This window comes from Azospirillum palustre (assembly GCF_002573965.1).
GTDB lineage: Bacteria > Pseudomonadota > Alphaproteobacteria > Azospirillales > Azospirillaceae > Azospirillum > Azospirillum palustre.
Genome location: NZ_PDKW01000040.1, coordinates 143,270 through 168,791, shown reverse-complemented (window position 1 = coordinate 168,791; position 25,522 = coordinate 143,270). Strand labels below are relative to the sequence as shown.

26 protein-coding genes are annotated in these 25,522 nt (G+C 68.0%); 10 read left to right on the top strand and 16 right to left on the bottom strand.

Annotated features, from left to right (window positions below):
• Positions 1-40: 40 nt before the first annotated feature.
• The 8 genes from CRT60_RS10710 to CRT60_RS10675 all read right to left on the bottom strand — a co-directional run bounded on the left by CRT60_RS10710 (position 41) and on the right by CRT60_RS10675 (position 7,661).
• Complete coding sequence (locus CRT60_RS10710; RefSeq protein ID WP_098736418.1) at positions 41-964, bottom strand: aminotransferase class IV; 924 nt, start codon at positions 962-964, stop codon at positions 41-43.
• Between the two features lie 59 nt (positions 965-1,023).
• Positions 1,024-1,818: an amino acid ABC transporter ATP-binding protein gene (locus CRT60_RS10705; RefSeq protein WP_244592405.1), complete on the bottom strand. Its 795-nt coding sequence runs from the start codon at positions 1,816-1,818 to the stop codon at positions 1,024-1,026.
• Positions 1,819-1,844: 26 nt separating this feature from the next.
• Positions 1,845-2,510: an amino acid ABC transporter permease gene (locus CRT60_RS10700; RefSeq protein WP_098736416.1), complete on the bottom strand. Its 666-nt coding sequence runs from the start codon at positions 2,508-2,510 to the stop codon at positions 1,845-1,847.
• Between the two features lie 12 nt (positions 2,511-2,522).
• Positions 2,523-3,188, bottom strand: coding sequence for an amino acid ABC transporter permease (locus CRT60_RS10695; RefSeq protein WP_098736415.1), 666 nt, complete (start codon positions 3,186-3,188; stop codon positions 2,523-2,525).
• 85 nt (positions 3,189-3,273) lie between these two features.
• Positions 3,274-4,137 carry a transporter substrate-binding domain-containing protein gene (locus tag CRT60_RS10690; RefSeq protein ID WP_098736414.1) on the bottom strand — a complete coding sequence of 288 codons (864 nt, stop codon included), beginning with the start codon at positions 4,135-4,137 and terminating at the stop codon, positions 3,274-3,276.
• Between the two features lie 58 nt (positions 4,138-4,195).
• Positions 4,196-4,912, bottom strand: coding sequence for a GntR family transcriptional regulator (locus CRT60_RS10685; protein WP_098736413.1), 717 nt, complete (start codon positions 4,910-4,912; stop codon positions 4,196-4,198).
• A 149-nt stretch (positions 4,913-5,061) separates the two neighbouring features.
• The gene (locus CRT60_RS10680) at positions 5,062-6,657 is read right to left on the bottom strand and encodes a gamma-glutamyltransferase family protein (RefSeq protein WP_098736412.1); all 1,596 of its coding nucleotides are present in this window, start codon (positions 6,655-6,657) and stop codon (positions 5,062-5,064) included.
• A 95-nt stretch (positions 6,658-6,752) separates the two neighbouring features.
• Positions 6,753-7,661: a LysR family transcriptional regulator gene (locus CRT60_RS10675; RefSeq protein WP_098736411.1), complete on the bottom strand. Its 909-nt coding sequence runs from the start codon at positions 7,659-7,661 to the stop codon at positions 6,753-6,755.
• A gap of 164 nt (positions 7,662-7,825) precedes the next feature.
• Between CRT60_RS10675 and CRT60_RS10670 the strand changes: the two genes are divergently transcribed.
• The 6 genes from CRT60_RS10670 to CRT60_RS10645 all read left to right on the top strand — a co-directional run bounded on the left by CRT60_RS10670 (position 7,826) and on the right by CRT60_RS10645 (position 13,672).
• Positions 7,826-8,935 (top strand): ABC transporter substrate-binding protein, encoded by a 1,110-nt coding sequence (locus tag CRT60_RS10670; protein WP_098736410.1) that lies wholly within the window; start codon positions 7,826-7,828, stop codon positions 8,933-8,935.
• A 126-nt stretch (positions 8,936-9,061) separates the two neighbouring features.
• The gene (locus CRT60_RS10665) at positions 9,062-10,123 is read left to right on the top strand and encodes an ABC transporter ATP-binding protein (RefSeq protein WP_098736409.1); all 1,062 of its coding nucleotides are present in this window, start codon (positions 9,062-9,064) and stop codon (positions 10,121-10,123) included.
• On the top strand, positions 10,120-10,971 hold the full coding sequence (locus CRT60_RS10660) for an ABC transporter permease (RefSeq protein WP_098736408.1): 852 nt from the start codon (positions 10,120-10,122) through the stop codon (positions 10,969-10,971). The genes CRT60_RS10665 and CRT60_RS10660 overlap by 4 nt, the downstream gene beginning before the upstream one ends.
• On the top strand, positions 10,971-11,768 hold the full coding sequence (locus CRT60_RS10655) for an ABC transporter permease (protein WP_098736407.1): 798 nt from the start codon (positions 10,971-10,973) through the stop codon (positions 11,766-11,768). The genes CRT60_RS10660 and CRT60_RS10655 overlap by 1 nt, the downstream gene beginning before the upstream one ends.
• Before the next feature lie 38 nt (positions 11,769-11,806).
• Positions 11,807-12,859 (top strand): agmatinase, encoded by a 1,053-nt coding sequence (gene speB, locus CRT60_RS10650; protein WP_098736406.1) that lies wholly within the window; start codon positions 11,807-11,809, stop codon positions 12,857-12,859.
• A gap of 276 nt (positions 12,860-13,135) precedes the next feature.
• Positions 13,136-13,672 carry an HD domain-containing protein gene (locus CRT60_RS10645; protein ID WP_098736405.1) on the top strand — a complete coding sequence of 179 codons (537 nt, stop codon included), beginning with the start codon at positions 13,136-13,138 and terminating at the stop codon, positions 13,670-13,672.
• An 11-nt stretch (positions 13,673-13,683) separates the two neighbouring features.
• Here the strand turns inward: CRT60_RS10645 and CRT60_RS10640 are convergent, their stop codons facing one another.
• Complete coding sequence (locus CRT60_RS10640; RefSeq protein ID WP_098736404.1) at positions 13,684-14,061, bottom strand: hypothetical protein; 378 nt, start codon at positions 14,059-14,061, stop codon at positions 13,684-13,686.
• Positions 14,062-14,339: 278 nt separating this feature from the next.
• Between CRT60_RS10640 and CRT60_RS10635 the strand changes: the two genes are divergently transcribed.
• Complete coding sequence (locus CRT60_RS10635) at positions 14,340-14,837, top strand: nuclear transport factor 2 family protein (protein ID WP_244592404.1); 498 nt, start codon at positions 14,340-14,342, stop codon at positions 14,835-14,837.
• Between the two features lie 62 nt (positions 14,838-14,899).
• Here CRT60_RS10635 and CRT60_RS10630 read toward each other — a convergent pair whose 3' ends face one another.
• The 3 genes from CRT60_RS10630 to CRT60_RS10620 all read right to left on the bottom strand — a co-directional run bounded on the left by CRT60_RS10630 (position 14,900) and on the right by CRT60_RS10620 (position 17,674).
• Positions 14,900-15,715 carry a MetQ/NlpA family ABC transporter substrate-binding protein gene (locus CRT60_RS10630; RefSeq protein WP_098736403.1) on the bottom strand — a complete coding sequence of 272 codons (816 nt, stop codon included), beginning with the start codon at positions 15,713-15,715 and terminating at the stop codon, positions 14,900-14,902.
• 84 nt (positions 15,716-15,799) lie between these two features.
• Positions 15,800-16,237 (bottom strand): hypothetical protein, encoded by a 438-nt coding sequence (locus CRT60_RS10625; RefSeq protein ID WP_098736402.1) that lies wholly within the window; start codon positions 16,235-16,237, stop codon positions 15,800-15,802.
• A 78-nt stretch (positions 16,238-16,315) separates the two neighbouring features.
• Positions 16,316-17,674 carry an Nramp family divalent metal transporter gene (locus CRT60_RS10620; RefSeq protein ID WP_098736401.1) on the bottom strand — a complete coding sequence of 453 codons (1,359 nt, stop codon included), beginning with the start codon at positions 17,672-17,674 and terminating at the stop codon, positions 16,316-16,318.
• A gap of 114 nt (positions 17,675-17,788) precedes the next feature.
• On the opposite strand from CRT60_RS10620, the gene mntR reads away from it, so the two are divergent.
• A complete protein-coding gene (gene mntR / locus CRT60_RS10615) occupies positions 17,789-18,226 on the top strand; it encodes a manganese-binding transcriptional regulator MntR (protein WP_098736400.1) in 438 nt (145 codons plus the stop codon).
• Between the two features lie 6 nt (positions 18,227-18,232).
• On the opposite strand, the gene CRT60_RS10610 is transcribed toward mntR, so the two are convergent.
• Positions 18,233-18,865 (bottom strand): response regulator, encoded by a 633-nt coding sequence (locus tag CRT60_RS10610; RefSeq protein ID WP_098736399.1) that lies wholly within the window; start codon positions 18,863-18,865, stop codon positions 18,233-18,235.
• A complete protein-coding gene (locus CRT60_RS10605; RefSeq protein ID WP_244592403.1) occupies positions 18,862-20,208 on the bottom strand; it encodes an ATP-binding protein in 1,347 nt (448 codons plus the stop codon). The genes CRT60_RS10610 and CRT60_RS10605 overlap by 4 nt, the downstream gene beginning before the upstream one ends.
• 478 nt (positions 20,209-20,686) lie before the next feature.
• On the opposite strand from CRT60_RS10605, the gene CRT60_RS10600 reads away from it, so the two are divergent.
• Together CRT60_RS10600 and CRT60_RS10595 are read left to right on the top strand one after the other, a co-directional pair.
• Positions 20,687-22,603 (top strand): methanol/ethanol family PQQ-dependent dehydrogenase, encoded by a 1,917-nt coding sequence (locus tag CRT60_RS10600; RefSeq protein WP_098736398.1) that lies wholly within the window; start codon positions 20,687-20,689, stop codon positions 22,601-22,603.
• A 73-nt stretch (positions 22,604-22,676) separates the two neighbouring features.
• Positions 22,677-23,357, top strand: coding sequence for a pentapeptide repeat-containing protein (locus tag CRT60_RS10595; protein WP_098736397.1), 681 nt, complete (start codon positions 22,677-22,679; stop codon positions 23,355-23,357).
• 16 nt (positions 23,358-23,373) lie between these two features.
• Here the strand turns inward: CRT60_RS10595 and CRT60_RS10590 are convergent, their stop codons facing one another.
• Positions 23,374-23,583, bottom strand: a complete 210-nt coding sequence (locus CRT60_RS10590; protein WP_244592402.1) for a hypothetical protein — start codon at positions 23,581-23,583, stop codon at positions 23,374-23,376.
• Between the two features lie 3 nt (positions 23,584-23,586).
• A complete protein-coding gene (gene feoB, locus CRT60_RS10585) occupies positions 23,587-25,509 on the bottom strand; it encodes a ferrous iron transporter B (protein ID WP_098736396.1) in 1,923 nt (640 codons plus the stop codon).
• Positions 25,510-25,522 lie beyond the last annotated feature (13 nt).

The window sequence follows — 25,522 nt, the reverse complement described above, 5'->3', positions numbered from 1 at the left end:
GCGCCGCCTCCGGCATTGGGGTGCGTGGACGGCCCAGCCGTCAGCCGAGCATCGCCTGGGCATACAGCTCGGCGATGTGCGCGGTGACCGGCCCCGGCTTGCCGTCGCCGATCTGCCGGCCGTCGATCCGCACCACCGGTGTGATGCCGCCCAGCGTACCGGTGACGAAGGCTTCGTCCGCACCATACACTTCCGCCAGGGTGAAGTCGTGCTCGCGCACCGTACGGCCGTCCTTGCGGTAGAGATCGATGGTCTTGGCGCGGGTGATGCCCTTGAAGTTGAAGCGGCCGGTGGAGGTCCAGAGTTCGCCCTTGCGGACGATGAAGAAGTTGGTCGAGTTGCAGCTCGCCACGAAGCCATGCGGGTCGAGCATCAGCGCCTCGTCGGCGCCGGCATTGATCGCCTGGATCAGCGCCTGGATGAAGTTGAGCCGGCTGTGCGAGTTGAGGCGCAGGTCGAAGACGTCGGGGCCGCTGCACCGGATGGTCGAGGTGAACAGCGTCAGCCCCTTGGCCTTCGATTCCGGCTTCGGCGCCTTGTATTCGGCGATGATGACGATGGTCGCCTGACCAAGGGCGAAGCGCGGATCCTGGTTGGGCGTCTTCTTGCGGCCGCGGGTGACCATCAGGCGGATATGGGCGCCGTCGGTCATGCCGTTGCAATCCAGCGTGGCCTGGATCGCCGCGACCAGCTCCTGGCGCGTCATGCCGATGTCGAGCTGGATGGCGTTGGCGCCCTCATACAGCCGGTCCATATGGTCGTCCAGCGCCAGGATGCGGCCCTTGACCAGCCGCAACCCTTCCCACACCCCGTCGCCCAGCACGAAGCCGGCATCGAAAACCGAGATTTTCGCCTCGTCGCGCCGGAAGAACGCGCCGTTCACATAGATCAGTACCTCGTCGTTGCGGCTGTCGTCGACATAGCCCTGCGAACTCGTCTGGCTGACCGTGCTGTTCGAAACCATCGTATGGACCCTTTCCCGGCGGCCGCCAGCGTTGCGCCGCCCGTTTTTTACGGATGCTCTCAGAAGGAAAATTCGGTGAAGCGCTCCAGGAAGGCGCGCGTGCGCTCCTGTCTGGGATGCTTCAGCACCTCGTCCGGCGTCCCGACCTCGTGGAAGACGCCGTCGGCGAGGAAGATCACCTTGGTGGCGAAATGGTAGGCGAAACCAAGCTCGTGGGTGACCAGCAGCATGGTCCGCCCTTCCTCCGCCAGTTGCCGGATGACGCGCAGGACCTCGCCCACCAGCTCGGGGTCGAGCGAGGAGGTCGGTTCGTCGAACAGCAGGATCTCCGGCTCCATGGCGAGCGCGCGGGCGATGGCCACGCGCTGCTGCTGGCCGCCCGACAGCCGTCCGGGATAAACGTCGGTCTTGCCGCCCAGCCCGACCTTGTCCAGCTCGCGCAGCGCCCGCTCGCGCGCCTCCGCCTTCTTCATCCGCTTGACCGTGACCAGCCCTTCCATGGCGTTCTCCAGCACGGTCATGTGCGGGAACAGATTGAACTGCTGGAACACCATGCCGACGCGCTCGCGGACCCGGCACAGCTCGCTTTCGGGATAGCGCACCTCGTCGGGCTTGCCGGCGGATGCGCGGCCCAGCGGCGTGCCGTCGAGCGCGATCCGGCCAGAGGTCGGCATCTCCATGAAATTGAGGCAGCGCAGGAAGGTGCTCTTCCCCGACCCGCTGCCGCCGATGATGGCGACGCGCTCGCCGGCGGCCACGGAGAAATCGATCCCCTGCAGCACATGCAGCGTACCGAACCATTTGTGGAGGCCGGATACCTGGAGGATCGGCGCCGGCATTATGGGATCTGGCATGGACGGAGTCTCCGCTTGCATGACGGTCAGCCCTTGCCGGCCATGCGGCGTTCGAGGGTCATCGACAGGAAGGTGGCCGGATAGATCAGGACGAAATAGACGACCGCCACGGTCGTGAGGATTTCGAAGGGACGGTAGTAGGTCGAACTCAAGAGCCGGCCCTGATACATCAGCTCATGGACCGACAGCACGGAGGCCAGCGACGACATCTTCGCCACCTCCACCGCGCGGTTGGTGAAGGCCGGCAGCATCAGCTTGAAGACCTGCGGCAGGACGATCCGGCGCAGCACGTCGGCGTGCCGCATGCCCAGCGCCTTCGCCCCCTCCCACTGGCCGCGGGCGATGGACTGGATGCCGCCGCGGAAGATCTCCGCCCCATAGGCCGAGGTGTTCAGCGCCAGCGCGAGCAGCGCTGCCGTGAAGGGCGACAGCTGCACCCCGATCAGGATGGGGAAGGCATAGTAGAACCAGATCAGCTGGATCAGCACCGGCGTGTCGCGGAACAGCTCGATGTAGACGAGGCTGCCGCCGCGCATCAGCCGGCTGCGCGACAGCCGGGCGAGCGCCAGCACGAGCCCGGCGGCCAGCCCGATGGCGAGGCTGGGCAGCCAAAGCTCCAGCGTCACCACGAAGCCGCGCATCAGGATCGGGAAGGTTTCCACCACCAGGGCAAAGTCGAAGGCGTAGTCCATCTGCCGTTCTCCTCAGCGGTAGGCGGTCAGCCGCGCTTCGGCGACCCGGGCCAGCGCGCTGCACGAGACCAGCAGCACGAGATAGAGCAGGGCGACGGCGGTGTAGACCTCCAGCGGCCGGAAGGTTTCGCTGTTCACCATCATCGCCTGATAGAGCAGCTCCCCATAAGCCAGCGTGGAGGCGAGCGCCGTGGTCTTGATCAGTTCGAAGGAGCGTTCGACGAAGGGAGCGACCATGCGCGTCGCCGCCTGCGGCACGACGATGCGCCGCATCAGCTGCGTGTGGGTCATGCCCAGCGCCTTGGCTCCCTCCCACTGGCCGCGCTCGATGGAACGGATGCCGCCGCGGAACACCTCGGCATAGAAAGCGCCGGACTGGGTGGACAGGGCGAGCACGGCGGCGACCAGCGGATCGAGGCTGATGTTCAGCACCACGGGCAGGGCGTAGAAGAACCAGAAGAAATGCACGATGGGCGGCGTGTTCCTATAGAACTCGACGAAGACCGCCGCCGGCAGGCGCAAAGACCGGCGCGGCGACAGCCGCAGCAAAGCCAGGACCAGCCCGACGAGGACGCCGAAGACGATGGCGATTGCGGCGATCTTGACCGTGTTGAGGAGACCGTCGAGCAGCAGCGGCCATCGGGTCAGGACCGGTGAGAAATCCCATTGATAGCTCATGCGGCGTCCTTGTGGATGGCCACTTCCGACAAACGGACCGATGCGGAATGGCGGCGGACCGGCATCGCTCCGCCGCCTCGCGCTGTCAGTGCCAAGCTTCCTTGATCAGGCCCGGAATCTTCGAGGCATCGACGTTCTTCGACTTCAGATAGCCGGCGAACAGCTGGTCGGGGACGCCGTCGGCATAGAGCGTCTTCAGCTGTCCATCCAGCCAGTCGCGGAAGGCCGGGTTCTCCTCCTTGCGCAGGCCGACGCTGGTGGCCACCGGCTCCACCGGTTCGGGCAGGATGACCTTGCCCAGCCGTAGGCGGGTCTGCTGGACGACGAGCGCCGGGTGGAACTGGACGGCGACGTCGATGCGCTTGGCGGCGAAGGCGGCGATGGTCTCGTCGTTGTTGGAGAAGCGGTTGATCGCCGCCTGCTTCACCATCGCGGTCACGTTCTTGTCCAGCGAGGTGCCGAGCGTCACGCCGATGCGCAGGCCCGGCTTGTCGATGTCCGCCCAGCTCTTGATGGTGGAATCGCCGGCGACCAGCGCGCCCATGGCATAGTAGAACAGCGGGGCATCGGGGAAGTCGATGGCCTTGCGCCGCTCGTCGGTCGGGTCGAGGACGAACATCAGGTCGATCTGGTCGGCCTGGAGCGCGCCCACCGCGTTGGCCCAGGTCGTCTCCACCGGAACCAGGGTGGCGCCGAGGCTGGCGGCCAGCCGCTGCCCCATCGCCACGCCGACGCCGGTCCAGGTCTCCGTCATCGGATCCTTGAAGAACCAGGGCTCGGCCGAGGTCACGCCGATGCGCAGGCGCTTGCTCTCCTTGACCCTGTCGAGCGTGGAGGGCGAGGCGGCGAATGCCGGCAGAGCCGACAGTCCGACGGCAGCGCCAGCGGCGGCGCCGGCAGCAAGGCCGAGCAGGGTCCTGCGGCCGATTTTTCCCTGGTCGATGGTCATCTCAAAGCCTCCTCTGTCTGTTCGTCGTCTTTTTGTCGGTTCGGTCGGCGGAGGTCGGTCAGGAGCCCTGGACAGCGCGGGCCTCGCGGCCCCGCAGGAACTCTTCGGTCTGCCGGCCGCCACGGGCCATGTGGTCGGTGATTTCGGACTTCAGCGCGTCGAAATCGTCGGAGAGCGCCATCGCCACATAGCGGTCATGTCCGTCGCGGCGCGGACCGCGGATGCCGTGCGCCCGGTGGTGTGCCGCCCAGTAAAGCTGCAAGCGTCCGCGGATGCTGTCCCAGGTCCGGATCAGCAGCTTGTGCCCGGTTGCCTCATAGACGAAGCCGTGCAGTTGCAATTCGGCGACGATGCTTGCGGCATCGTCCTCGGCGTCGATGCAGGCGGTGAGCGCGTCGAGCCGGGCGACGAGGCCCTGGCGGAAGGATTGGTCGCGCCGCGCCCAGATCTGTTCGAAGGCGAAGATCTCCAGAGTGACGCGCATCGAATAGATCTCGCGCACGTCATCGACCGACAGGCCGACGACATGGGTGCCCGTGTAGGGCACGGCGATCAGCAGCCCCTCGTCGATCAGCTGCCGCATGGCTTCGCGCAAGGGGCCGCGGCTGACCCCGAACTGGTCGGCAAGCACGGTTTCGACAAGCTGCGCCCCGGGCTCGATGTCGCCATTCAGGATCGCGGCCCGCAGCCCGTCCGCGATGTGGGCGCGGAAGGTCGCTTTCGGCACGCGCGCCAGGACCGATCCCGCAGTCTTGCCCTTCGCTCCGTCAGCCATGCGCCCCGCCGTAGACAGTCGATTGTTGACAATGTGAGCCGTGATGATGGACCTGTCAACGGTCATTGCTTCGTAGTCGAAGGACCATGGTGTGGCGATCATGGTGCGGCGGCCATGGTCCTTTGCACGGCATTGCCGCCGGGTGCGCGTCAGTAGCCCAGCGCGCACCCGTCCTTGCGGTGGTCGGAGCCGCCCAACAGGGTTCCGCGCTCCCAGTCGATGGCGATGGCCTGGGCGCCGCCGATGGCCCCGGTGGGCGCCGTCACGGTGAAGCCACGGCGGGCCAGTTCCGCCCCCGCCCTGCTGCGGATAGCCGTCTCCGCCTCCACGGTGAGGGTGCCCTGCAGGGGAAACAGGCGCGGCAGGTCGATGGCGCTCTGGATATCCAACCCATGGTTGAACAGCTTCGACAGGAAATGGGCATGGCCCATCGCCTGGTAATGCCCGCCCATGACGCCGAAGGTCAGGCTGACGCGCCCGTTCTCGCTGACCATGCCGGGAATGATGGTGTGCATCGGCCGCTTGCGCGGCGCCACCATGTTGGGATGCCCGTCGACCAGGGAGAAGCTCTGGCCCCGGTTGTGGAACAGCACGCCGGAGCGTGGCGCCATCAGCCCGCTGCCGTAGGGATGAAAGATCGAACTGATGAAACTGACGGCGGTGCGATCCTTGTCGACCACGGCGATGTAGACGGTGTCCTTGTGCTCGACAGCGTCGAACACCCCGCCGATCTCCAGCGCGCGGGCGGTGTCGATGCGGGCGGCCAGTTCGTCGGCCAGCGCATCGGACAGCAGATGCTCCACCATCGACGGTCCGGTCTGCGCCGTATCGGCCAGGAAGGCGTCGCGCGCGGCATAGGCGAGCCGCGTCGCCTCGATCTCCACATGCAGACTGTCGGGGTCGAGCAGATCGCCGGCGGGGCGGAAGCGCTTGAGAATGTTCAGGATCATCAGGGCGATGATGCCCTGTCCGTTCGGCGGGCATTCATGGATTGTGCGGCCGCGATAGTCGGTCCGGATCGGTGTGACGTACTCGCCCCTGGCCGCGGCGAAATCCTCCAGGCTGTGGAAGCCGCCCGCCGCCCGCAGGCACTCCACCATGTCCTCGGCGACGGCACCGCGGTAGAAGGCGTCCGGCCCGTCGCGCCCGATGGCTTCCAGCGTGTCGGCCAGCAGCGGCTGGGTTTGGACGGTGCCGGCCGCGGGGGCCTGTCCGTCCACCAGGAAGGTGGCGGCGGCGGCCGGGTCCCGGCGGAGCAGATCGGTCTGCTGGGCGAGGTCGTGCGACACCCGCGGCGTGATCGCGTAGCCTTCGCGCGCCATGGCGATGGCCGGGGCGAAGATCTCGCTCAAGGGCAGGCGGCCATGGTCGGCGACCAGCCGCGTCCAGGCATCCACCGCGCCCGGCACCGTGACCGCGTGGGGGGAATGGCGGTCGATGGCGGTGACGCCCGCCGCCCGCAGGCGCTCCAGCGTCATCGCCGCCGGTGTGCGGCCGGAGCCGTTGTAGGCGCGGATGTCGGTCCCGCCCTGCGGAGCGACCATGGCGAAGCAGTCGCCGCCGATCCCGGTCGATCCGGCTTCGACCACGCTCTGGACCGCGCAGGCCGCCACCGCTGCATCGATTGCCGTGCCGCCGGCCTTGAGGATTTCGACCGCCGTCAGGGTTGCCGCCGGGTGCGAGGTGGCGGCCATGCCGTTGCGCCCCATGGCGAGCGAACGGCCCGGTTCTTCGAAGTTGCGCATGGTCTCCGTCGACTCCCCGATGTTGGCCTTTGGTAGCATGGTATACCAAATCCCAGGATCGCGAGCGGATTTGAAGGAGGAGCGGCGTCGGCCAATCAGCGGCCGGCGATCTCCTCCCGCGTCAGGGTCATGAACAGATCGACCACCGGCGTCCTGGCCCGCTCGCTGTGGACGGCGATCTGGAACGGCGAGTGGTAGGACAGCACCCGCGGCAGCAGGGCGCGCAGCCGTCCGGCCTGGACGAAGGGGGCGGCGTAATGGTCGGGCAGATAGCCGAGATAGCGGCCGGACAGGATCAGCCGGGCGGCCCCCTCCATGTCGCCGACGGTCGCATGCGGGGCGCTGATGGCGAAGATCTTGATGTCGCGCGCCCCCCAATAGCTGCGGGCGACCAGCCGGTGCCGGCGCACCTCGTCCAGATCGACCATGCTGTCCGGACGGTCGAACAGCGGATGGCCGGCCCCGCAATAGAACAGGTTGGTTTCCGTGTAGAGGTCGATGTAGGAGAGGCCGGGCACGATCCGTGGAAAGCTGGCGATGGCGAGGTGCAGCTCGCCGCCGACCACGTCGCGCAGCAGCTCGTTGGGCGGCCGGGTCGAGATGGACAGGTTGACCTCGGGCGCGGCATCGGCGAAGCGGGTGATCACGCGCTCCAGCGGGAAATTGGCGTCGGTCAGCGTGTTGTCCACCAGCCCGATGCTGAGGGTTCCGGTCAGACGGTCGCGCAAGCCCCGCACGCGGGCGCCGAACCGGTCCAGCGTGTCGAACACCCGCCGCAGCTCGTCATAGACCGCCTGCCCCTCCTCCGTCAGCTTGAAGCCTGAGCGGCCGCGCCGGCACAGCCGCACCCCAAGCCGCCCTTCCAGTTCGGCGAAATGGGTGGAGATGGTGGAAAGCGACAGGTTCAGTTCGCCTTGCGCCGCAGTAAAGCCGCCGGACTCGACCACCGTCATGAACAGGCGAAAGAGCCGTAGATCGGCGGTCTCGATGGTCATCCGGCTCATGCGATCGGCAACCCTCCGGCCTGGATGGGGTTTGGGCCGGACTTACTTCGGCTCCTGTCGAAGTAAGATACAAAAAATTCCGGATGTGTGGGACCGCAAAGTCGCCGTCTACTTCCGTCATGCATTTCCATCGGGGCTGACCAACGGCGAGAGGGAGACACGCTATGACGATCGGCGCGGGACTGGGCAGGGGATTGGGCAGGCGAGCGGTGCTGGCGGGGGCGGGCGTGGCGGCCGCAGCTGCGGCGGTGGGGGCGGTGGGGTTTCCCTCCATCGTCCGGGCCCAATCGAAGTCGCTGAAGGTCGGGGTCTATGGCGGCTATTTCAAGGACAGCTTCGACAAGCACATCTTCCCGGATTTCACCAAGGCGACCGGCATCGCGGTGGAGGCGGTGGCCGAACCGACGGGCGAGGCGTGGCTGATCCAGCTTGAGCAGGCCGCCCGCGCGAAGCAGGCGCCGGCCGACGTGTCGATGATGTCCCAGGTGGCGATGCTGAAGGGCATGGCCGCAGAGCTGTGGGCGCCGCTCGATCCCGCCAAGCTGCCGAACGCCGCCAAGGTCAAGCCGGCGCTGATCAACAAATACCCCGACGGCCGGCTGTCGGGCGTCGGTGCGGTGTCCTGGTACATCACCCTGGTGACCAACACCAAGAGCTACCCCCAGGCTCCGGAGAGCTGGGCGGCGCTGTGGGACCCGGCCAACAAGGACAAGCTGGGCCTGCTGGCGCTGGTTTCCAACTCCTTCCTGCTGGACGTGACCGCCGCCACCTTCTTCGGCGGCCCCAAGCATCTCGACAGCGAGCAGGGCCAGTTGGAGTGCTTCAAGAAGCTGGCCGAGCTGAAGAACAATGTGAAGCTGTGGTACCGCGACGAGGCGCAGTTCGAGGCGGCGCTGAAGTCCGGCGAAGTGCCGATGGGGCAATATTACCATGACGTCACCGGGCTTGCCGCCGCCGACGGCCATCCGGTGCGCTCCACCTTCCCCAAGGAGGGCGGCATCCTCGATTCCGGCAGCTGGGCGGTGTCCAAGGCCTCCAAGGCCGGCGATCTGGCCCACGTTTTTATTGATTACATGAGCCAGCCGCAAATCCAGGCGCTGCTGTCGCGCAAGGTCGGCACCTCGCCGACCATCGACCGGTCGGCCACCGACCTGACCGACAAGGAGTTCGCCGCGGTCTCCTCCGATCTGGCGCCCATCGTTCCGCGCTATGACCTCTATGTGTCGAAGGCCGACTGGCTGAACCAGAAATGGACGGAAATGATCGTGGGCTGAGCCGCGCGCGCCCTTCTCCCCCGAGTGCGGTCGCTTCAGACGGACTCGTCTGAAGCGTGAATCGCACGGAAATCCAAAAGGAAGGGGAAGGGCTCCGTCCTTTCCGAACGATCCGAAGGCCCGCCCATGTCCGCCCTCGTTCTCGACGGTCTCACCAAGCGTTACGGCAGCTTCACCGCGGTGCATGGGGCGAGCCTGCGCATTCCGCACGGTCAGTTCGTCTGCCTGCTGGGCCCCTCCGGCTGCGGCAAGACCACGCTTCTGCGGATGATCGCCGGGCTGGAGGAACCCTCCGGCGGCCAACTGCTGATCGACGACCGCGACATCACCGCGACCCCCGCCCATAAGCGGGATTTCGGCATGGTGTTCCAGTCGCTGGCCCTGTTTCCCCATCTCAGCGCCGGGGAGAACATCGCCTATCCCCTGCGCATCCGCGGCGTTCCCGCCGATGAGCGCCGCCGCAAGGCGGACAGCCTGCTGGAGCTGGTGCGCCTGCCCGGCATGGCCGACCGGCCGGTGTCGCGGCTGTCGGGCGGCCAGCGCCAGCGCGTCGCCATCGCCCGTGCCCTGGCGCTGGAGCCGAAGCTGTTCCTGCTCGACGAGCCGCTGTCGGCGCTCGACGCCAAGCTGCGCGAGGCGATGCAGATCGAACTGAAGCAGCTTCAACGCCGGCTGGGCATCACCACCATCGTCGTCACCCATGACCAGCGGGAGGCGATGACCATGGCCGATCTGGTGGTGGTGATGTCGGAAGGGCGGATCCGTCAGGCCGCCCCGCCGATGGAGGTCTACCGCCGGCCCGCCGACGCCTTCGTCGCCGACTTCATCGGCATGACCAACCTGCTGGAAGGCGAGGTGACGGCCCCCGGCCGCGCCAGCGTGCCGGGAGGCGAACTGGTCCTGGCCGGACTGCCGCCGCATGGCCGCGCCCTGCTGTCTGTCAGGCCGGAGGAGGTGCTGCTGCATCCGGCGACCGCGCTTGGAGGGGCAAACCGGTTGGCCGGGACCCTGTCCTTCGTCCGCGATCTCGGCGCCAGCGTCGAGTTCCGCATCGACGTTGCCGGGCGGGAGATCGTGGCGCTGACCCGGCCGCAGGACCGCCCGGCGGTCGAACCGGGTGCCGCCGTCATCGTCGAGATTCCGGCCGAGGCCTGCGTCGTCCTGCCGCCGGAGGGGAGGGGGTCATGATCCGCCGCGCCCCCCGCAGCCTGGGCGAGCATGCGCCGATCCTGTTTCCGGCGCTGATGCTGGTCGTCTTCTTCGTCATTCCCTTCGGCCTGATGATCGCGGTCAGCGTCGCCCGCCGGATCCCCGGCGGCTTCTACGAGCCCGATCTGGTGCTCGCCAATTACGAACGGTTCCTCAGCGCCTTCTTCGGCGGGGTGCTGTCCTTCTCGCTGGAGTTGGCGGCCCTGGTGGCGGTGGTCGCTGTCGGCATCGGCTTTCCCTTCACCTACCGGCTGGCGCGGCTGCCGCGGGCGGCACAGGTGCGCTGGCTGGTCTTCCTGCTGTCGATCTTGTCGCTGTCGGAGGTGATCATCGGCTTTGCGTGGTCGACCCTGCTGTCGCGCACCGCCGGCATCACCAACCTGCTGGTTGCGGTCGGGCTGATGGCGGAGCCGCAATCGCTGTCGCCCAGCTTCGGCGCGCTGCTGGCCGGCATGGTATACCAAGCCTTCCCCTATACCGTGCTGGTGCTCTATCCGGCGCTCGCCCGGCTCGACCCGGCGCTGGTGGAGGCGTCGCGGACGCTGGGGGCCTCGCCGCTCAAGGCCTTCTTCACCGTGGTGGTGCCGGCCCAGCGCAACACCATCGTCGCCACCCTGATCATGGCCTTCGTCTTCGCGCTGGGCAGCTATTTGCTGCCGCAGCTTCTGGGCCGGCCGCAGCACTGGACCCTGTCGGTGCTGATCACCGATCAGGCGATCTACCAGTCCAACATGCCGTTCGCGGCGGCGATGGCGGTCTTCCTGGTGCTGGTCAGTCTGGCGCTGGTCGGGCTGTCCCTGCTGTTCGGACGCAAGGAGGAGGCGTGATGCTGCGCTGGCTCAACAGCCTGATGGCCGGCCTGATCGGCCTCGTCCTGGCGGCACCGATCCTGGTGGTGGCGGGGGTATCGCTCAACGCCAAACGCTCGCTCGACTTCCCGCCCAAGGGCCTGTCGCTGTCCTGGTATGCCGAGATCTTCACCGATCCCGGCTGGCGCGGGGCGCTGATCGCCAGCCTCGTGGTGGCGGCGTCCTCGGCGGCGCTGGCGGTGGCCATCGCCTTTCCGCTGGCGTGGTTCATCTGGCGCTGGCGGGCGCCCTGGGCGCGGGCGTTCGAGGTGCTGGGCATGGCGCCCTTCATCCTGCCGCCGGTCATCACCGCGCTGGGGTTCCTCAGCTTCTGGTCCACCTTCGGGCAGTATGGCGAGCCATGGACGGTGGTGGTCAGCCACGCCGTCTTCTTCGTCACCCTGCCGCTGGTCACGCTGTCGCTGGGTTTCGGCGCCGTCGACCGCAGCTTTGTCGAGGCCGCCTCGACCATGGGGGCCGATGACCGCACCGTGCTGCGGACGGTGGTGATGCCCCTGGTACGGCCATACATGATTTCCGGCTTCGCCTTTGCCTTCGTGCTGTCGCTCAACGAATACATCGTCGCCTACATGGTCGCCGGCTTCACGCTGGAAACGCTGCCGATCAAGATCTTCAACGCCCTGCGCTACGGCTACACGCCGACCATGGCCGCCGTCACCGTGCTGTTCGTGCTGCTGACCGCGGCCGTCTTCGGGCTGATCGCCCGCTTCGGCGACCTGCCGCGCCTGCTTGGCGCCTGGATAAGGCAGGACTGAACAGCCCTGACCGACCTTCCGACAGGAGATTTTTCGAAATGATCGATCCGGACAAGCTCAACCGCCTGCGTGAGAAATACAGCGGCAGCGGCGGCGCCGACATCCACTCTCCCGAGTTCCAGCGTGTCGCCGCCCTGCAATTCTCCGCCGGGGGGCGGCGGACCCAACCCTTCGCCGGGGTCTCCACCCTGCTCGACGCGCCATCCCGTCCGGACGCGCCCGAACTGCCCGATTTCGGCGGGCTGGAGGTCGCGCTGATCGGCGTGCCGATGGATCTGGGGGTGACCAACCGCGCCGGCGCCCGCTTCGGTCCGCGGGCGGTGCGGACCATCGAGCGGATCGGTCCTTACGAATATGTGCTGAAAATGGTGCCGTCGGCGGCCTGCCGGATGGCCGATGTCGGCGACGTGCCGCTGTCCAGCCGCTTCAACCTGGAAGCCTGCCATCACGACATCGAGAGCTTCTACAACAGGGTGATGGATGCCGGGGTGATTCCGCTGTCGGTCGGCGGCGACCATTCGATCAGCCAGTCGATCCTCAAGGCGCTGGGGCGGGACCGGCCGGTCGGCATGATCCATTTCGATGCCCATTGCGACACCGGTGGCCCCTACGAAGGGTCCAAGTTCCACCATGGTGGCCCCTTCCGCCAGGCGGTGCTGGACGGCGTGCTCGACCCGGAGCGCACGGTGCAGATCGGCATCCGCGGCAGCACCGAGTTCCTCTGGGAGTTCTCCTACGAATCCGGCATGACGGTGATCCATGCCGAGGAGGTGGCGCAGCGCGGCATTCCCGCCGTGATCGAGCAGGCCCGCCGGGTGGTCGGCGACGGCCCGGTCTATGTCTCCTTCGACGTGGACTGCCTCGACCCGGTGTTCGCGCCGGGCACCGGCACGCCGGAGGTCGGCGGGCTGAGCACGCGGGAGGCCATCGAGCTTCTGCGCGGGCTGGCCGGGCTCGACGTCATCGGCGGCGACGTGGTGGAGGTGGCGCCGCAGTATGACGCCAACACCACCACGGCCCAGGCCGGTGCGCAGATGCTGTTCGAGATCCTGTGCCTTGCCGTCAAGGCACTGGAGCAGCGGCGCGGTTGAGGCCGGCAGCCGAGGATGCGCGTGCAACGGGCCAAGGTGGTTTCCGCCTTGCTCCGCCACCCCCGGAGGTCAGGCCGCGGCGATGTGCCGCCGGCCGAGGGCCTGGACTTCGGCCGCAGGAGGGCGGACCATCGCCCTACCCGGTTGCGAACATTCGGGGATCGGTCGCCGTGGCGCCTTCACCGCGGGCGCCGCCCGACCGGGCATCCTTGCGGACTGTCGCCGCCGGGACGGGCCATGGCCTCCGCCGCCCGCCCGCGGCGCGGAGGAGAGCACATGTCTATGGACAAGGAAGTGGTCATCGCGGCGCTGCGTTACGCGGCGGAACTGCATGACGGCACCTATCGGCCCGACCGGGCGCGCACGCCCTTCGTTTCGCATCTGTCGGAAACGGCGGAACTCGTGGCGCAGGCCGGCGGCACGCCCGCCGAGATCGCCGCGGCCTGGCTGCACGACGCGGTGGAGGATGGGCTGACCAACGTCACCGATCTGGCCCAACGATTCGGGCAGGAGGTCGCCGATCTCGTCGCCGCGGTCAGCGACGCACCGGAGGATGTCGGCAAGGCGATTGCCGAGCGCAAGGCGATCCAGGCCGCGCGCCTCGCCGCTGCGCCCGAAGGAGCCAAGCGCATCAAGCTTGCCGAGCAGATCTCAATCCTGCAGGCGCTGGCGGTCGAACGTCCGCTGTCCTGGAGTGTCGAGCGGGCTGACGCCTATGTCCAGGGCTCCCGCTTGGTGGCGGAGGCCTGCGCCGCCGCCAGCCCGCTGCTGGCCGAACGCTACGCCGCGGCACTGGCCGGGGCGACGCATTGAGCGAGGCGATGTCAGAGGGCTGACGACCGCCAGAGCCAGACCAGACCGGCGACCGCACCCGCCGCCAGAAGCACCAGCACCAGGATGATGGCGAAGGCGGTGCGCCGGTCCTTCGCCTCGCGCTGCTCGGCCTCGCGCCGCTTCTTCAGCAGAAATTGCTGTTCCGGGCTGAGGAAGCGGCCGGCGGCGGCGTCCGGCGTGGGCACGTAGCGCACCCGGCTGCGGCCCTTGGCCGCCATGCCCGCGGTCGCCGCGGTCCCCCTGATGGCCGTCGTCAAGCCACCCTGGGATGGCCGTCCGGTGTTGACCGGCTCCCCTGCCGACCCGCGAACCGCGGTCGCCTGCCGGCCCTTGCGCTTGCGCGGCAGTTTTCGCCGTCTGGTCGTCATGCCCCTCTCCCCGCTCTCAAATCCGTCTCCGCGGCCGGGAGCATAGCTGCCCGCCCCGTCCGGCGCAGCCAATCACAAGATGATCTCCGGAAAGTCACATAGCCCATGCGGATGGGGGCATGCCAACCGGAAATCCATGTGGAGGCCGATCCGGTCCTCTGCGGCGAACCGGCGCACACCCCAACGGTTTGTGGCACTGACGTGGATACTAGTATATTACATTGCATGCCCGCCAGCGTTTCGGGTGGGCGTGACTGCAATCGAATGGGAGGGTCACCATGCTCAAGAAGACTGCGTTCAAATCCGGCCACATCCGCTCGCGCCGCATCCTGCTCGCCGCCGCTGCCGCCGGGCTGGCGATGCCCGCCGCCATCGCACCGCTGCGCGGCGCCCTTGCCGCCGATGACGATCAGCAGGCGGTGGCGAAGGCGGTGAACGGGCTTCGTGACGCCATGTTGGCGGGCGACGGCGCCACGCTGCGGGCGATGACGATGGACCAGCTGACCTACGGTCATTCGAACAGCCGGCTGGAGGACAAGGCCGCCTTCGTCGGCAGCCTCGACGGCAAGAACGCCTTCAAGGCGCTGGACCTCAGCGACCATGCGATCCAGGTGGTCGGCGACATCGCTGTCGCCCGCCACACCTTCGATTCGGTCAACAACCTGCCGGACGGCAAGACCAACACCGCCCACATAAAGGTGCTGCAGGTCTGGAAGAAGGTCGACGGAGCCTGGAAGCTCCTCGCCCGCCAGGCATCGCCGCTTCCGGCCGCCTGACCGCCCGATCGGGGCTTCTGCCGCCTCCTGCCCGCAAAGGTGGGGAGGCGGCAGGGCATCGGTCACCAGGCCGGCAGGATCGCGCCCTTGAACCGGGTCTCCAGGAAGTCGCGGACCTCCTTGGACTGGAAGGAGTCGACCAGCGTCTTCAGGGCGGGACGATCCTTGTCCTTTTCACGCGCGGCGATGAAGTTGCCGTAGGGGTTGCCTTCGCGCGGCTCCTGGATCAGCGCGTCCTTCGACGGGGTCAGGCCGGAATTCACCGCATAGTCGGTGTTGATGATCGCGGCGTCGAAGTCTTCCAAGGCGCGCGGCAGCTGCGCCGCCTCCAGTTCCACCAGCTTGAGCGCCTTCGGATTCTCGGCGATGTCGAGGATGCTCGGCGACAGGCCCTTGCCGGGCGCCAGCTTGATCAGGCCGTTCGATGCCAGCAGGTTCAGCGCGCGGCCGCCGTTGCTGGGGTCGTTCGGAATGCCGATGCTGGAGCCGGGCTTCAGATCGCCGACGGATTTGATCTTGCGGGAATAGAGCCCCATCGGCTCGACGATGGTGAAGCCGATGGGCACGATCTTATAGCCGCGCGCGGCGATCTGGGCCTCCAGATAGGGCTTGTGCTGGAAGGCGTTGGCGTCGAGGTCGCCGGCATCCAGCGCCGCATTGGGGATGTTGTAGTCGGAGAAGGTGATCAGTTCGACGGTCAGACCCTTGCCGGCCGCCACCGTTTTCGCCACCTCGGCGATCTCCTCCTCCGCACCGCCCATGACGCCGAGTTTCACGGTCTCTGCCGCGGCTTCTGCGACCTGGGCGGCGAAGAGGGCCAGCGCGATGCCGCCGGCCAGTCCGGCCCGGCGCAGCCAGGACGTTGTTTTGCCTTGCATGTCGACTCCTTTATCCTTGGCTCGGCGGCCCCCTGTCGTTGACGGGGTGCCGAGAGGCCGCCAGATAGCCCGACCGGCCGGCGCCTAGCGCATGCAATTTCCGACGATCTGGTAACACAGCGTGGGATCGCGCCTGTCGTTGTAGCGCACCGCGGTGACCCGCCCTCCATGCAGCTCGAAGGTCGCTTCGCAACTGTAGGTCCGGGACCAGGTCGTCACGTCGGGCTGCCACAGCAGCGGTCCGCGCGGGCCGAGCCAGGGGCTGGGCTCCCAATCCACGTCGCGGTCGACCAGGGTCTGCCTGCGGGTGTAGACCAGAAACTCGGCATCGCCGTTGACGGCGGAGCGTTCCGGCACGCCGGCGCAGGATAGCAGGCTGCCCTTGCTCATCCCGACCATCGCCTCCGGCGCTCGCAGCGCCAGTTCGGCCTGCGGGTTGGCGCAGGAGGCGGACAGCAGGGTGGCGGCGGCAAGAAGCCCGCCGCGCCAAGCCAATATCATTCGCTGACGGCCGATGGTCATGTCCGATCCTCCGCGGCGATGCGCAACCGTTTGGGACAGTCTTTCACATAACGCGTCCCGCCCGATGCACAACAGCGCTCAGCCCAGAACGGTGTCGTACAGCAGTTTGATGTTCAGCACGACGATCAGGCCGGCAACGACCCAGGACAGCCCGGCGACCCAGCCGGGCACGACGAAGCGGCCCATTTTGCCGCGGTCGGTGACGAAGCGGATCAGCGGGATGACCGCGAAGGGAAGCTGCATCGACAGCACGACCTGGCTGAACACCAGCAGTTGGGCCGTGCCGCTTTCGCCGTAGAGCGCCGTCACCACCACCACCGGGATGATGGCGAGGCCGCGGGTCAGCAGCCGGCGCATCCAGTGCGGCAGCCGCAGCCGCAGGAAGCCTTCCATCACGATCTGCCCGGCCAGCGTCGCCGTGACGGTGGAATTGAGGCCCGATGCCAGCAGCGCCACCGCGAACAGGGTCGAGGCGATGCCAAGGCCGAGCAGCGGCGACAGCAGTTCGAACGCTTCGCCGATCTCCGCCACCTCGGTATGGCCGCTGCCGTGGAAGACGCTGGCCGCCAGGATCAGGATCGCCGCGTTGACGAACAGGGCCAGCATCAGCGCGATGGTGCTGTCGACGGTGGCCCAGGTGATCGCGTCGCGCCGCCCCTCGTCCGTGCGCGGATAGGCCCGCGTCTGCACGATGGAGGAATGGAGGTAGAGATTGTGCGGCATCACCGTCGCCCCCAGGATGCCGATGGCGACATAGAGCATGCCGGGGTTGGTCACCACCTGGGTCGTCGGCACGAAGCCATGCAGCACGGCGGCCACCGGCGGGGCTGCTGCGATGATCTGCACCAGGAAGCAGCCGGCGATGACCATCAGCAGGGCCACCACGAAAGCCTCCAGATAGCGGAAGCCCCGCTGCATCAGCAGAAGCACCAGAAAGGCGTCCAGCGCGGTGATCAGCGCGCCGCCGATCAGCGGGATGCCGAACAGCAGGTTCAGCGCGATGGCGGTCCCGATGACCTCGGCAAGGTCGCAGGCGATGATCGCCGTCTCGCACGCCACCCACAGCATCAAATTGACCGGGCGCGGGTAATGGTCGCGGCAGGCCTGCGCCAGATCGCGCCCGGTGACGATGCCCAGCCGGGCCGACAGCGATTGCAGCAGGATCGCCATCAGGTTCGACAGCATGATGACGGACAGCAGCGTATAGCCGAACTGCGATCCGCCGGCGAGGTCGGTCGCCCAGTTGCCGGGGTCCATGTAGCCGACCGAAACCATGTAGCCCGGCCCGGCGAAGGCCAGCAGCCGGCGCAGCCACAGGCCGCCCTGCGGCACCGCGACGGAGGCATGGACCTCCGGCAGGCTCGGCCGCAGCTCCCCGTCCGGGCTGGCATATCTCCAGGCTCCGTGGGGCGGCACGGCGGCTTCGGCTTCCGACATCGGCGTGACTCCCGGCCAAGATGCGAACTGGTATCAATCAAGTATGTACCGGGACAACGAGTATGCAAGGTGCTATACTTTCAGCATCCGAACATTTTTCCGGGCGGGTGGGGCGTGACTGACAGCGATGCGGACCTTCCCGATGCCGAACTCCATGCCGAGGGCTTCCGCAAGACGCGGGAGGCCCAGCGGACCGCCCTGGCCGAGGATTATGTGGAGCTGATCGCCGACCTGATCGAAAGCGGGCAGGAGGCGCGGCAGGTCGACATCGCCGCAAGGCTGGGGGTGGCGCAGCCCACCGTCGCCCGCATGCTGGACCGGCTTGCGGCCGACGGGCTGGTCTATCGCAAACCCTACCGGGCGGTGTTCCTGACCGATGCCGGCCGGCGGATCGCCGAGGACAGCCGGGAGCGGCACCGGACGGTGGTGGCCTTCCTCCGCTCCCTCGGCGTCAGCGCCGACACGGCGCGCATCGACGCCGAAGGCATCGAACACCATGTCAGCGCCGAGACGCTGGACGCCTTCCGCCGCGCGCTGGCCCAGGGCGGCTGACGCTCTTCAGTCGGCGAGACCGTTGTCGATGGCGATGCGGATCAGGGCGCGGGCGCTGTCGGCGCCCAGCTTGTCCTTGATCTGGGTGCAGCTGTTGGCGACCGTCTTCTGGCTGATCCCCAGCCGCTCCGCGATGGCCGCCGCGGTCATCCCGCGTCCGACCAGGGCCAGGATTTCCCGCTCCCGCTGGGTCAGGACGGCCAGCGGGTCGGACGGCGGCGACAGGCTCATCAGCGCCAGATCGCGGGCGAGCCCGCTATCCAGATGGATGCGGCCGGCCAGCACCGTGCCGATGGCGGAGGCCAGGCTGTCCGGCGCGTCGTTCTTGGTGACATAGCCGCGGGCGCCGGCCTTCAGCGCGCGGGCGGCGATGGCCGGATCCTCGTGCATGCTGAAAATCAGGACGGGCACCGCCGGGTTTTCCTCGCGGATGGTGCGCAGCACGGCCATGCCGCCGCCGTCGCCCGGAATATTGAGGTCGAGGACGACGACGTCCGGACGCTCCGCGCGCCATAGATCGAGCGCACTGCCGACATCCTCCGCCTCCACCACGCGGCCAAGCGCCGCTTCGGCCAGCAGGCGCTGGCAGCCGGCCCGGACGATGGGATGGTCGTCGACCAAAAGAATGGTGTGGGTCACGCCATGCGCTCCAATGCTGCCGGCGAGGATGGCGACAGGGCGGGCGACAGGGCAGTCCGCGGCAGGCGGGCCGACACACGGGTGCCGCCGCCGGCCGCGGTTCCGATCGACAGGCTGCCGCCCAGAGTGTGCACCCGTTCCGCCATGCCGGAAATCCCGAAGCCATTCCTTGCCGGTTCGTCGACGTCCGGCAGGCCGGGTCCGTCATCGGCGACGACGATCTCAACCGCCTCGGGATCGACCCGCAGGCTGACGGCGACCGCCGACGGTTTGGCATGGCGAAAGGCGTTGAGCAACGATTCCTGCACCAGCCGGTAGACGGTCAGCCGCAGCACGTCGTCGCAGCCATCCAACTCCGCCACCGCCGCGGCCGGCTCGATGGCAAGGGTCAGGGCGACGTCGGGCTGGCGCCGCTTCCAGTCGCCGGCCAACTCGGCCAGCGCCTCGCTCAGCAGCAACTGGTCCAGCAGGGCGGGGCGCAGGCGGGCCAGCAGGCGGCGGCTCAGCCGGTGGACCTCCGCCGCGGTGTCCAGGATCTGGCCGGCGCGCTCGGCGGCTTCGTTGGCGGCGTCCCCATCGCTTCCACCCTCCCGCAGGCGCAGGATGCGGCCGGCATCCACCTTGATCGCGAAGAGGGCGGCGCCGAGTTCGTCGTGGATTTCGCGGGCGACCTCCCGCCTTTCGGCATCCTGCGCCGCGACGATGCGCTGGCCGGCCCGCCGGTTCTCCGCCTCCGCCGCTGCCAGCCCATGGGCCAGCGCGGCGATACCGGTCCCCAACCGGTCGAGTTCAGGAACGCCGCCGCCATCGAAGGAAAAGGCGTAATTGCCGGCGCGCAGCCTTTCCACCCCGGTTTCCAGCCGAGCCAGCGGGACCAGGGCGCGTCCGACCGCCAGATAGGCGGCCCCCATCAGCAGCAGCCCGACCGTCAGCGTTGCGGCGGCGAGATCGGTCATGTCCTCCCAGACCTCGGCGATCTCGTCCCAGGGCTCGGCAACGATGCGCAGCTTGCCCGCCGCCAACTGCCGTTCCTGCAAATCCACGCCGATCAGCGCGGCGAACCAGTCCGGTGCACGCCGTTCCGCCGGTTCCGGCTTCGGCAGGCCGTCGGCCCCGATGAAGCGCAGGTGGCGCAGCCCCAGCCCGTTCAGCATGGCGATGCCGCCGGGGATGTCACCGCGCTCCGCCACCGCGAGACTGAGCGCGCCGCCCAGTTCGAGGGCGGAGGCCATTTCCGCGCGGACGGCATCGCGGGCATTGGCGACCATCACCGCCCCACCGGCGGTTGCCATCAGCAGAAGGAAAAGCCCGATCAGGGCCAGGATGCGCATCCTCAGCGACACCGGCGTCCACTCCGAAATACGACCATCGACGGAATGCTAACCCATCCATCGGTTCGGTCACCATCCGCCCTTCGCACAATCGAGCCACAGTGCGGATGCCGATCCTGGCCGTGCACGGCATCGAGCGGGAAAAAATCCCGGCCGATCCGGGATGTCGTCATGGGATCAAGTCAAGAAATTCTTCCCCGGATTGTCGAATGGAACCATGGCTCCGTCCGGGAGACTATTGGAGCTGGCAAGACATGGTGCTGTGCGCCGGGCGGGATGCACAGGCCGGCCTGAAAAGGGTCCTGCCATTCAGAAAGCAACGGCTTTCTGGCGCGACATCGTCACGCTCGGCTCGATCCCGCTACCGGGGTGGCATCGCCTCCCGCCACCCGCAGGAACGGGATCGAGCCGGCGTGACGCCATCGCCGGCACGGCTTCGCAAGGCCGTGTTCGCAACTGCCGCTTCGCGGCCAATCATCGGGGGAAACGCATGACACTTTCGTCCTACAGCACGAGTGCGGCCGTCGCCGGCGGCAAGCCGCGACGCCGCTTCCGCGGGGCCTGTCTGGCCGGGATCGCGGCCGTGGCCGCCGCGCTGTTCCTGGCCGCGGCGCCTGCCGGCCCGGCGCTGGCGTCCGACGTCACCTGGGATGCCATCGCCAACGATGCGAAGAATCCCGGCGACGTGCTGATGTACGGGATGGGGGTGGAAGGCAAGCGTTTCAGCACCCTGAAGCAGATCGACACCGAAAGCGTGTCGCGTCTGGTCCCCGCCTGGTCCTTCTCCTTCGGCGACGAGAAGCAGCGCGGGCAGGAAACCCAGGCGCTGGTCCATGACGGGGTGATCTACGTCACCGGCTCCTACTCGCGGATGTTCGCGCTGGACGCCAAGACCGGCAAGCGGTTGTGGAGCTATTCCCACCGGCTGCCCGACGACATCCGGCCCTGCTGCGACGTGGTCAACCGCGGTGCTGCGATCTATGGCGACAAGGTCTTCTTCGGCACGCTCGACGCGTCCGTCGTCGCGCTGAACAAGGACACCGGCAAGGTCGTCTGGAAGAAGAAGTTCGCCGATCACAAGGTCGGCTACACCATGACCGGCGCGCCGACCATCGTGAAGGACCAGAAGACCGGCAAGGTTCTGCTGATCCACGGGTCTTCGGGCGACGAGTTCGGCGTGGTCGGGCGCCTGTTCGCCCGCGATCCCGACACCGGCGACGAGATCTGGATGCGTCCGCTGGTCGAGGGCCATATGGGCCGGCTGAACGGCAAGGACAGCACGCCGACCGGCAGCGACAGGGCCCCCTCCTGGCCGCGCGACAAGGACGGCAATCTGGTGGAGGCGTGGAACCATGGCGGCGGCGCGCCCTGGCAGAGCGCCACCTTCGACGTGGAGACCAACACCATCGTCATCGGCACCGGCAACCCGGCGCCCTGGAACGGCTGGGCACGCTGGCCGGGAGACAGCCTCTACACCTCCGGGCAGGCCTATGTCGACCCGACCACCGGCGAGCTGAAGGGCTTCTACCAGCACACGCCGAACGACACCTGGGACTTCTCCGGCAACAACGAGCTGGTGCTGTTCGACTACACCGACGCGTCGGGCAAGACGGTGAAGGCGACGGCCCATGCCGACCGCAACGGCTTCTTCTACGTCACCGACCGGACCAAGCTGGCGACGGCCGGCGGCGAGGCGAACAAGCCCAACAGCGTGCTGGCGGCCTATCCCTTCGTCGACGGCATCACCTGGGCCAAGGGCATCGACCTGAAGACCGGCCGTCCGATCGAGAATGAGGGCCAGCGCCCGCCGTTGCCGGCCGAAGGCGAGAAGCGCGGCAAGCCGGTCGAGGTATCGCCGCCGTTCCTGGGCGGCAAGAACTGGAACCCGATGTCCTACAGCGAGGACACCAAGCTGTTCTACATCGCCGCCAACCATTGGAAGGAGGATTACTGGACCGAGCATGTCGGCTACAACCCCGGCTCGGCCTATCTCGGCATGGGGTTCCGCATCCACAAAATGTTCGACGACCATGTCGGCAGCCTGCGGGCGCTGGATCCGAAGACCGGCAAGATCGTCTGGGAGCATAAGGAGGAGCTGCCGCTGTGGGCCGGCACGCTGGCGACCGCCGGCAATCTGGTCTTCACCGGCACCGGCGACGGTTTCGTCAAGGCCTTCGACGCCAAGAGCGGCCAGGAGCTGTGGCACTTCCAGACCGGGTCGGGGATCGTCTCCTCCCCGATCACCTGGGAGCAGGACGGGGTGCAGTATGTCGGCATCACCACCGGCTATGGCGGCGCGGTGCCGTTGTGGGGCGGCGACTTGGCCGACCTGACCACCCGCGTGACCCAGGGCGGTTCCTTCTGGGCGTTCAAGCTGGCCGACGTGAAGGTCTCCAGCAACAAGTGACCGGCTCTGCGAAACCGGAGCATGGAGCGCCGGGGCGGTTGCCGCCCCGGTCCTTTTCATCGGAGGCATCATCATGACGTCGCACAGCAAAACCGTGCTGCCGAGAAAACTCTGCCGGATCCTGGCCCTGAACGCCCTGGCCGTCTGCCTTGCCGCGCCGGTCCCCGCCGTCCTGGCGGCGGAAATGGAGACGGCGGCGATTCCGGCGGCCGTCGAGGAGGCCGGACAGCCGGTCGGCGGCGGCGAGGAGGAGCGGGCGAGCGTCGTCAACGGATGCACGCTCGGCCCCCGCATCGTCTGCCCCAACCTCGATCTGCGGCATCGCAATCTGCGCGGGCTGTCGCTGGCCGGGGCCGATCTGCATGGGGCCAACCTGATGCGGGCCGACCTGCGCAAGGCGGACCTGCGCGGCGCCGACCTGACCGGCGCCATACTGGACGGTGCAGACCTGCGCACCGCCTTTCTCCAGGGCGCGCGCCTGTCCGGTGCGCGGTTGCGGGGCGCCAATCTGGAGTTTGCCCGTGCCACCGGCGCCGACTTCACCAATAGCGACCTGACCGCCGCCAATCTGGAGGCGATCCGCGCCGACAAGATCAATCTTGCCGGCGCCAGCCTGGAAGGGGCCAACCTTCAGGAGGCGAAGATGGCCCTGTCCAACCTGTCCGGCGCGAACATGGACGGGGCCAAGCTGCGCTTCGCCATCTTCCAGGACGCGCTGATGACCGGCTGCCGGTCCTGCCCGACCGGCTGGTGACGCTGCGGCGGGACCGTCAGCAGCGCTTGCCGCGTTTCGGTCCCGCCGCCTCGCAGCCGCAGCAACCGCCGGAGCAACCGCCCGTCTGCGAGGGAACCGGCCGCCCGGCCAGCCGGCGCAGGCGGTTGCGCAAGGGGGCGGGCAGCAGGATGGTCCAGGCCACCCAGGCGAAGGCGGCGGCGACGATCAGGCCGACGAGGATGGTTTCGGGAAGGTTTTCCATCATGGCTCACCCTCCCAGCAGGGCGGTGGACAGGTGGAAGGTGACGAAGGCGGCGCCATAGGCGAGCGCCGTCATATAGACGATCATCACCAGCATCCAGAACCAGCTGTTGGTTTCCCGCTTCACCACCGACAGGGTGGAGACGCATTGCGGGGCGAACACGAACCATGCCAGCAGCGACAGCGCCGTCGGCAGGCTCCAGTCCGCCGCCAGCACGCCGGCCAGCGAGCCGGAGAGTGCGTCGCCTGTCTCGCTCAGCGCATAGACGGTGCCGAGCGCCGCCACCGCCACCTCGCGCGCCGCCATGCCCGGCACCAGGGCGATGGCGATCTGCCAGGTGAAGCCGATGGGGGCGAGAAGCGGGGCCAGCGCATGGCCGAGCATCCCGGCGAAGCTGTAGTCGATGGCCGGTCCGGTCGCTCCGTCGGGCGCCGCCGGGAAGCTGCCGAGGAACCACAGCAGGATCATGATGGAGAAGATCACCGTGCCGGCGCGGGCCAGGAAGATGCGTGCCCGCTCCAGCAGACCCAGCAGGATGTCGCGCGGGCTGGGCAGCCGGTAGGATGGCAGTTCCATCAGCAGCGGTTCGCGGGCACCCTTGAAGATCGTGCGTTTCAGCACGAAGGCGGCCGCCAGCGCCGACAGGATGCCGGCGGCGTAGAGGGTGAACATCACCAGCCCCTGCAAGCCGATCATGCCGCCGGCCACGGTCCGGTCGGGAACGAAGGCGGCGATGATCAGCGTGTAGACCGGCAGCCGGGCCGAGCAGGTCATCAGCGGGGCGATCATGATGGTGGCCAACCGGTCGGCGCGGTTCTCGATGGTGCGCGCCGCCATGATGCCGGGGACGGCGCAGGCGAAGCTGGACAGCAGCGGGATGAAGGCCCGGCCATGCAGCCCGACCCCGCCCATCAGCCGGTCGAGCAGGAAGGCCGCCCGCGCCATGTAGCCGGTGGATTCCAGCATCAGGATGAAGAAGAACAGCACCAGGATCTGCGGCAGGAAGATCATCACGCTGCCCACGCCGGCGATGATGCCGTCGGTCAGCAGGCTTTTCAGCAGGCCGTCGGGCAGGGCCGCTCCGGCGCCGGCCTGAACCCAGCCCAGCCCCTTGTCGATCATGTCCATCGGCACGGCGGCCCAGGCGAACACCGCCTGGAACATCAGGAACAGAACCAGGAACAGGAAGGGCAGGCCGATTGCCGGATGCAGCAGGGCGGCGTCGATGCGGCTGGTCGCGAGCGACGGCTGGCCGGCATCGCGCAATGCGGCGGCCAGGATGGTTTCGACCTCCTGATGATAGGCGCGCAGGTCGAGGGCGGAGGGTTCGCTCCAGCCACAGGAGGAGGTGCCGGAGGAGGGGGGCAGCGCGGCGGTCATTGCGATCATGCTGCGGTCGATCTGGTCGAGCAGACCGGCCACGCCGGTTCGCTTGATCGCCACCGTCGGCACCACCGGCACGCCCAGCGCCGCCGACAGGGCCGCCGCATCGACGCGGCAGCCCCGCGCCTCCGCCACGTCCATCATATTGAGGGCGAGGATGATCGGCCGGCCGAGCTTCTTCAATTCGAGCACCAGCCGCAGATGCAGGCGCAGGTTGGTGGCGTCGGCGACGCAGACCATCACGTCCGGCGGGGCTTCATGTTGGAAGCGGCCCAGCACGACGTCCCGCGTCACCTCCTCGTCGGGGGAGCGGGCGCGCAGGCTGTAGGTTCCGGGCAGGTCGACGAGCTGCACGCGGGTGCCGGCCGGGCTGAGGAACTCGCCGATCTTGCGCTCGACCGTCACGCCGGGATAGTTGGCCACCTTCTGGCGGGCGCCGGTCAGCGCGTTGAACAGGGCGGTCTTGCCGCAATTGGGATTGCCGACCAGGGCGATGCGCGGCGGGACGCCGGTGAAGGCCGGGGTGGATAGAACGGTATCGGACATCGCGGAAACCTTT